This window comes from Mesorhizobium sanjuanii (assembly GCF_002529485.1).
In the GTDB taxonomy this organism is placed as follows: Bacteria; Pseudomonadota; Alphaproteobacteria; order Rhizobiales; family Rhizobiaceae; genus Mesorhizobium; species Mesorhizobium sanjuanii.
Map to the genome: position 1 here is coordinate 1 of NZ_NWQG01000282.1, position 7542 is coordinate 7542.

The 7542-nt window shown below is 61.8% G+C and carries 8 protein-coding genes and 1 pseudogene; 5 read left to right on the forward strand and 4 right to left on the reverse strand.

Annotated elements, in window-relative coordinates; translation table 11 throughout:
• The 3 genes and pseudogenes from CN311_RS33570 to CN311_RS30905 all read left to right on the forward strand — a co-directional run.
• Positions 1-138: pseudogene (locus tag CN311_RS33570) on the forward strand (3-methyl-2-oxobutanoate hydroxymethyltransferase); the annotation flags it as partial.
• Positions 135-986 carry a pantoate--beta-alanine ligase gene (panC, locus tag CN311_RS30900; protein WP_097577369.1) on the forward strand — a complete coding sequence of 284 codons (852 nt, stop codon included), beginning with the start codon at positions 135-137 and terminating at the stop codon, positions 984-986. The pseudogene CN311_RS33570 and the gene panC, both read left to right, overlap by 4 nt.
• A gap of 175 nt (positions 987-1161) precedes the next feature.
• A complete protein-coding gene (locus tag CN311_RS30905) occupies positions 1162-2562 on the forward strand; it encodes an ArnT family glycosyltransferase (protein ID WP_097577370.1) in 1401 nt (466 codons plus the stop codon).
• 31 nt (positions 2563-2593) lie between these two features.
• Here the strand turns inward: CN311_RS30905 and CN311_RS30910 are convergent, their stop codons facing one another.
• Positions 2594-3085 (reverse strand): GNAT family N-acetyltransferase, encoded by a 492-nt coding sequence (locus CN311_RS30910; RefSeq protein WP_097577371.1) that lies wholly within the window; start codon positions 3083-3085, stop codon positions 2594-2596.
• A gap of 4 nt (positions 3086-3089) precedes the next feature.
• Positions 3090-4589 carry an Asp-tRNA(Asn)/Glu-tRNA(Gln) amidotransferase subunit GatB gene (gene gatB, locus CN311_RS30915; RefSeq protein ID WP_097577372.1) on the reverse strand — a complete coding sequence of 500 codons (1500 nt, stop codon included), beginning with the start codon at positions 4587-4589 and terminating at the stop codon, positions 3090-3092.
• A 282-nt stretch (positions 4590-4871) separates the two neighbouring features.
• Here gatB and CN311_RS30920 point away from each other — a divergent pair, with 282 nt between their 5' ends.
• Entirely contained in the window at positions 4872-5129 is a 258-nt protein-coding gene (locus CN311_RS30920; protein WP_097577373.1) for a YjhX family toxin, read from the forward strand.
• 48 nt (positions 5130-5177) lie between these two features.
• Here CN311_RS30920 and CN311_RS30925 read toward each other — a convergent pair whose 3' ends face one another.
• Both CN311_RS30925 and CN311_RS30930 read right to left on the reverse strand, forming a co-directional pair.
• Positions 5178-5609, reverse strand: coding sequence for a CBS domain-containing protein (locus CN311_RS30925; RefSeq protein WP_097577376.1), 432 nt, complete (start codon positions 5607-5609; stop codon positions 5178-5180).
• Between the two features lie 96 nt (positions 5610-5705).
• Positions 5706-6452: a rhomboid family intramembrane serine protease gene (locus CN311_RS30930; RefSeq protein WP_097577374.1), complete on the reverse strand. Its 747-nt coding sequence runs from the start codon at positions 6450-6452 to the stop codon at positions 5706-5708.
• A 433-nt stretch (positions 6453-6885) separates the two neighbouring features.
• Here CN311_RS30930 and CN311_RS30935 point away from each other — a divergent pair, with 433 nt between their 5' ends.
• Positions 6886-7524: a PAS domain-containing protein gene (locus CN311_RS30935; RefSeq protein WP_097577375.1), complete on the forward strand. Its 639-nt coding sequence runs from the start codon at positions 6886-6888 to the stop codon at positions 7522-7524.
• Positions 7525-7542: the final 18 nt, after the last annotated feature.

Consider the following 7542-nt stretch of genomic DNA (forward strand, 5'->3'; position numbering starts at 1 on the left):
GAATATGCCGATCTGCGCAGCGTCATCTCTGGTGCCGCCGCCAGCTATGCGGCGGAGGTGCGAAACCGGACGTTTCCCGGCCCGGGCCATGTCTTTCCCGCCGCAACCGACAAGAACAACGCAGGCGACAAAGCATGAGCCGTCCCCTCGTCGTCGACAGCGTCGCCGCGCTTCGCGCGCAAATCCGCGACTGGCGTCGCGATGGCCTCAGCATTGCGATGGTGCCGACCATGGGGGCGCTGCATGACGGCCACATCTCGCTGGTCGAAATCGCTCTCGAAAAAGCCGACCGCTGCGTTGTTTCGATCTTCGTCAATCCGACGCAGTTCGCGCCAAGCGAAGATCTCGACAAATACCCGCGCCAGCTCGCCCGCGACCTCAAGCGGCTACGACAAGCCGGAGCGCAGCTCGCCCTCACGCCCGATGTGAAGCAGATGTATCCGGCCGGTTTCGCCACGAAAATCTCGGTCGGCGGACCTGCCGCCGGGCTGGAGTCGGATTTCCGGCCGACCTTCTTCGACGGCGTCGCGACTGTCGTGGCAAAGCTCTTCCTGCAGGTGTCGCCCGACTTCGCGGTCTTCGGCGAAAAGGACTACCAGCAGCTTTGCGTGGTCCGGCAGCTCTGCCGCGACCTCGACCTGCCGGTGGAAATCATCGGTGCGCCAACGGTGCGCGATGCGCATGGCCTCGCCATGTCGTCGCGCAACGCCTATCTCGGCGACGCCGAGCTCGAAGTGGCGCGCCAGCTCAACGCCATATTGCGCCGGACGGCGGTGGCGCTTGCGGCCGGCACGAATGAAGACAGCGCAACCGCCGAGGCCAGTCATGCGCTGGTCAAGGCCGGCTTCGACAAGGTCGACTACGTCGCGGCGCGTGAGAGCCTGACGCTTGCCCCGTGGCGGCGAAACCGGGACGGACGCCTGCTCGCAGCGGCCTGGCTCGGCAAGACCAGGCTGATCGACAATGTGGAAGTTCTCTCCGTCTGAAACGGTGCGTTTTAACCGGATGTCTTGCGGCTCTTGCAGACCCCATTTCCAGAATCTGCAACACTGAGCCGGCTTCGTTACAATTCGGCCAAAATCTTGGCGCGGTCCTGCGCACTCCAGAAGCGCGGCACCATGCCCGGCTGGAAGAGGTGATTTCTGGCGCGGATTCCAAATCTTGATACCGGCACATGTCGAGCGGCTACTTCCCTATCTGTTCCTGCTTGCATTGATCTGCATCGCGGTCGCCTTTCGGCCACTGCTGCCTGTCGATGAAACGCGCTACCTCAGCGTCACCTGGGAGATGTACCAAAGCGGACAGATCTTCGTTCCGACGATGAATTTCGCGCCGTATCTGCAGAAACCGCCGCTGCTGTTCTGGCTCATCGACCTGGTCTGGACCGTTTTCGGCGCCAGCCGGGCTGCTGCGATGCTCGTCATCTTCGCCGCATCGTCGCTCGTCATCTGGCTGACGACCTTGCTGGCAAGGGCGCTGTTTCCCGGTCGCGACGACATCGCAAGCCGCATCCCGTGGCTGGTCGCCGGAAGCACGGTTTTCGTCATTTATTCGACGCTGATCCTGTTCGACATGCTGCTGACGGCCTGCGTGGTCGCAGCACTGTTGTCGCTGCTGGCGTTTGCCAGGAGCGGCAACCATTGGCAGGCGGTTTTGGCGGGACTGTTCATTGGACTGGGTGTCTTGGCGAAAGGCCCTGTCGTGCTCATCCATGTTGGCGTGCCCGTTCTCTTCTATCCATTCTGGCGCGATCGCCAGGCAGGGCTAACGATCCCGAGATTCCTGGCGGGGGCAGGTCTGGCCATTCTCGTCGCATTGATACCAGTAGCGGTCTGGCTGGTGCCGGCGACCATCCTGACGAAAGGCAACTTCGTCTACGACCTCGTCTGGAACCAGTCGGCCGGGCGTGTCACCGGCAAGCTGCACAATTCCCATAACCGGCCGTTCTATTTCTACATCCTGCTGATGCCGCTGCTGTTCATCCCTTGGATCTTCATGCCGCATGTCTGGCGCTTGCGACTGCCGGCCCGAATACGTGGCCTGCTAGAAACCCGGTCAAGGGACTTGCCGGCGCTGCGGCTGTTGTCGATGTCGTTCATCGTCGTCGTGCTGATCTTTAGTGCGATATCCGGCAAGCAGCCGCACTACCTCGTTCCGGTCCTGCCTCTGGCAACGATCATGTTCGGATATTTCATGGCTGAGGTGCCGCTCGCCAGGATCAAGGGGGCGGCCCTTTGCATGCTCGCGATATTCGGCGTCGGGCATGCAATCGCCTCCGTCACCGCCTTCAAACGCTACGATCTCATGCCGCTGGCGAATTTCATCAGCCAAAGGAAGGAGGCGGACTGGGCCGTCGACTTCGACTACCAGGCAGAAGTCGGCTTCCTCGCCCGGCTCGAGAAGCCGCTAGAACGGATCGACAATCCCCAGGAATGGCTTCGCTCCCATCCGGGCGGTTATGTCATCGAGAAATCCCGCAAGGATCCCGGCACATCGGAGCAGATCGCATTCCGCCTTCACGTCGACCGCGACTACCTTGTCGTCCTCAAGGGGCAACATTGACGGCGTGGCAGGCACGGTTGCCGCCGGCTGCTTACCCGATCACCTTCTCGAAAATCAGCGCTGGCAGCCCGGAGCCACCGCCACAGTCGGCGGTATTGCCGGCGGGCAGAAACCCTTGCGCGCGGTAGAAGGCGACGGCAGGAGCGTTTGCCTCCTCCACCTCGACACGCAGCGTGCGCGCCTCCGGAAAGCTGGCCTCGACCTCTTCCAGCAGCGCCTGGCCGATCCCCCGCCTCTGGCAATCCGGATGCACGTAGAGCTGGTTCAACAGGATGATCTTCGCATCCGTGGTGGTGGCTGCCGCGAAGGCCATGCCGCCGACGCGATTGCCATCGTCAGCCACCAGGAATTCGGAGTTCGGCCGCGTCAACCGCGCCTTGAGCGAGGCGATCGAATGCCATTCGTCTGATATCTCGGTGACCTTGGCGGCACCGTAGATGGCGTCATAGGTGGCGTGCCATGTCTCGACCAGCAGTACCCGGATGGCAACCAGATCGCGTTCGCTGGCAGTGCGGACGAACATCTTCCTATTCGATGCCGAGCCTGGCCTTGACCAGGTCGTTGACCGCCTGGGGATTGGCCTTGCCGCCCGTCGCCTTCATCACCTGGCCAACAAACCAGCCGGCCATCGTCGGCTTGGCGCGCGCCTGCTCGACCTTGTCGGGGTTGGCTGATATCACCTCGTCCACCGCCTTCTCGATGGCGCCGGTGTCGGTGACCTGCTTCATGCCGCGGCTCTCGACGAGCTGGCGCGGGTCGCCGCCCTCGTTCCAGACGATCTCGAACAGATCCTTGGCGATCTTGCCGGAGATGGTGCCTTCCTTGATCAGGTCGATGACGGCGCCGAGCTGATCGGGTGAAACCGGTGCGTTTTCAATGTCTTTTCCGGCCTTGTTCAGAGCACCCAGAAAATCATTGATGACCCAGTTGGCGGCGAGCTTGCCATCGCGGCCGGCGGCCACCTTCTCGAAATAGTCGGCGATCGCCTTCTCCGACACCAGGATCGAGGCGTCATAGGTCGAAAGGCCCAGCGATGAGATCAGCCGTGCCTTCTTGTCGTCCGGGAGTTCCGGCAGGTCCTTCGCCAGCGCGTCGACATAGGCCTGGTCGAACTCCAGCGGCAGAAGATCCGGATCGGGGAAATAGCGATAGTCATGCGCCTCTTCCTTGCTGCGCATGGAGCGCGTCTCGCCCTTGTTGGGGTCGAACAGCCGCGTTTCCTGGTCGATCTTGCCGCCGTCCTCGAGAATGGCGATCTGGCGGCGCGCCTCGTAGTCGATGGCCTGGCCGATGAAGCGGATCGAATTGACGTTCTTGATCTCGCAGCGCGTGCCGAATTCGCCGCCGGGCCTGCGCACCGAGACGTTGACGTCGGCGCGCAGCGAGCCTTCGTCCATGTTGCCGTCGCAAGTGCCGAGATAGCGCACGATGGTGCGCAGCTTGGTAACATAGGCCTTGGCCTCGTCGGCGGAGCGCATGTCGGGCTTGGAGACGATCTCCATGAGCGCCACGCCGGAGCGGTTGAGGTCGACATAGGACATGGTCGGATGCTGGTCGTGCATCGACTTGCCGGCATCCTGCTCCAGGTGCAGCCGCTCGATGCCGACCTCGATGTCCTCGAACTCGCCCTGCCGGTCGGGGCCGACCGAAACGGTCACCTTGCCCTCGCCGACGATCGGCTGCTTGAACTGCGAGATCTGATAGCCCTGCGGCAGATCGGGATAGAAATAGTTCTTCCGGTCGAAGACAGACTTGTGGTTGATTTGCGCCCTTAGCCCCAGACCGGTGCGGATCGCCTGCTTGACGCACTCCTCGTTGATCACCGGAAGCATGCCCGGCATCGCCGCGTCGACCAGGCTGACATTGGCGTTGGGCGCCGCGCCAAACATCGTCGAGGCGCCGGAAAACAGCTTTGCCTCCGAGGTCACCTGCGCGTGCACCTCGAGGCCGATGATGATTTCCCAGTCGCCGGTGGCGCCTGATATCAGGCGCTTGGCGTCGGGCGTGCGGGTGTCGATGAGGGTCATGAGGGCCTGCAATTGGAAGTGCGGAATATGCGCAAACGCATATTTTGATGTGTGTTCTCGCTAGTGCAAACCGCCAAAAGAGACAAGTGCAAAGCCGCAGGCTGGCCTTTTCCGCCGCTTTCGCCTATATGCCGCTCATCCCAATGGAGAGTGGATGTCCACTTACGCTCAGTCCCGGTAAGGCCCTGACCTCCCAGTGAGGCAGGGCAGAAAAAACCTGAAACCCCGTGCCGCGAACTCTCGCGGCGGCGGCTTTTTTCGTTTTCCCGGGAATTCTTTCACATGGACATTTCGCGCACTGAACAGCGCATCCTGCACCTGCTCGCGCAGGGCGGGCGCATCGAAATCGAAAAGAACGAGAAGAAGCGGATCGCCTCCGTCAAATGCCTGACCCGCGATGGCTGGCACTATCCTGGCGTCGATCTCAATCTGTTTCGCAAACTCAAGCGGAAGAGAGCGGTCTCCTCGGCGGGCGGCGGACCTTACCGCATCACCCGGCGCGGGCTCGAACTCGTCCGCGCCGAACTCGACAACAGGTAAAGGCAAATCCGCCGGCCGGCCCCCGGTCGGCGGTTTTCTCCGCCGGGCTCAGGCCGTGGCGATATAGGCTCTGATCTCTTCGGCCTCGCGCTCGACATCTTCAATGCGCCGCTTCACCACGTCGCCGATGGAGACGATGCCGTCGAGCAGACCGTCCTTTTCCACGGGCAGATGGCGGAAACGACCCCTGGTCATGATCTCCATGACCTCGTTGACGGTATGGTTCTCATTACAGATCTTCACCTTGGGCGTCATCGCCGAACGCACCGCGATATCGAGTGCGGCCGCCCCTTCCTTGGCAAGCACCCGCACGACGTCCCGCTCGGAAAGAATGCCGACGATCTTGTGGTCGCCATTGGTGATGACCAGCGCGCCGATCCTGTGGTCGGTCAGGATGCGAATAGCCTCGCTCAGCTTGTCGTTCGGCCCGCACGTCAACACGTCATGGCCTTTTTTCTCGAGAATTGCCTTAACAGTCATGGCGTCCTCCTCAGCTTGCCGGCTCCTGCCCTGGCCGGCTTTCACATAAGAGTGAACATGGTGCGCCGCGATCGGTTGCATTTCAAGTGCGCGGTCTCAGACCATGAACTCATCCGCCTGCTGGCGCCGATCAAAAAACCGCAGCCCGAAGAAGCCGGCGACAAAACCGCCAATATGCGCCTCCCAGGCAATCTGCCCGTCGACGCCGGGTGCGCCGATAAGGCCGGTGACGAGGTTGATCACCATCCACACCGCAAGGAAGGTCACAACGCCCCGCGAGCGAAACACCTCGGCCATCGGCAACGGCGCGCCGGCGAAGGCGGCCTTGCCGTGCGACCGGTCGATGCGGAAGCCAAAGCGTGCGGCGGCTCCCATCATGCCCGATATCGCGCCCGACGCGCCGACCAGCGGCGCCTGGCCGAGCGGATGCACGGCCCAGAACAGCACCACCGCCGCCAATCCCGTCGCCGCGAAGAACAGGCTGAAGCGAAACGCGCCGAAACGGTTCGCCAACGGCGAACCGAAAGCGGCCAGCCACACCATGTTGATGGCAAGATGGGCAAAGCCGCCATGCAGGAAGGCATAGGTGAACGGACTTGAAAATGCATAGAAATCAAGGTCGAAGCGACCGGAATAGCGGATCGGTATGAAGGCAGCCCGGATCAGCAGGGACAGGTCCTGCTCGTCGGTCAGTAGATAGGCCTGGACGAGGTAAACGGCGACGCAAATGCCGATCACCGCCAGCACGACAGGCGGCAGATTGAACACCGGTTCGCGGCGCTGCTCCTCCGGCTCGCGCGGTTCGCCCTGTTCGATGTCCGACGGGCTTAATGGTTCACTCATTTGCACGCAGTCCCAGGATTCGACATCCCGAGCATCTAGGCTACGGCCGGCAAAATCACAAACGGCGAATCGTCCCTGTGAGTCAAATGGGGATGCGAATCGAGTCGGGCGCGAATCAAAACCTGACGCGAATCAAAAAGAAGCCGTCCAAGGTTTCCCTTGAACGGCTGGTCGAGTCCCCCGACCCCCAAACTCTTGACTGAAGTTGCTGCCGATCGTCGCAAAACGACCGCTTCTGGAGTGGTTTTGGTGTGCCACAGGGCCCGGTCGGACGCAACGTAAACCACTTGTTAACCTTAACGGCCCCGACCCGTGAACAAGTCCTAACGACGCTGGCACGCATCCTGCTCCGCAACGCATGTAGGTCATCGGAGGGCGCCCCTTCTGTTCACCGATGGGACATCAGACGACAGAATGCGCGGAGCTGCATAGCATGAACCAGAACGGATCGATCACGCTGTTCCATTATTGGAACCGGCTGCGTGACGGACGCCCTGCCCCGAAGCGCTCGGAAGTCGAGCCCGCCGATATCAAGTCGCTGCTGGCCGACACGTTCATCCTGGAAAAGGATACACGCGGCGAAGCGGTATTCCGGCTGGCCGGCACCAGGCTTTGCGCGGTCTATGGCCGTGAATTGAAAGGGTTTTCCTTTCCCTCGCTGTGGCGCGAGAAGGACCAGCGGCTGGTCGCAAGGCTGGTCGATGGCGTCTTCGATCAGAAATCCGTGGCGCTCGTCACCTATGAGGGCTTCAGCCGCAACGGCCGCTCCAACAAATTCGAGCTGCTCGCCCTGCCGCTCGACGGCGGCATCGAAAATCCGCGCTGCCTCGGCGTGATAAGTGCCGCGGAAAAACCGTTCTGGCTGGGCGCCGATCCGATCGCCGACGCCTTGATCGATTCGATCCGCGTCGTCGATCCGGAGAAGGAACCGGTGTTCCTGAACAACAGGCCGGCTATCGACGTCCCCTCGCTCGTTCCCCTGGAGTTCGATCCGCCAGAAACGATTTCGGCGCTCGGCCAGGCGCGCCGCATCCGTCATCTCGTCGTGTTCGACGGCGGACGCGAGGAATAACACCAAATCCTGAAGCAA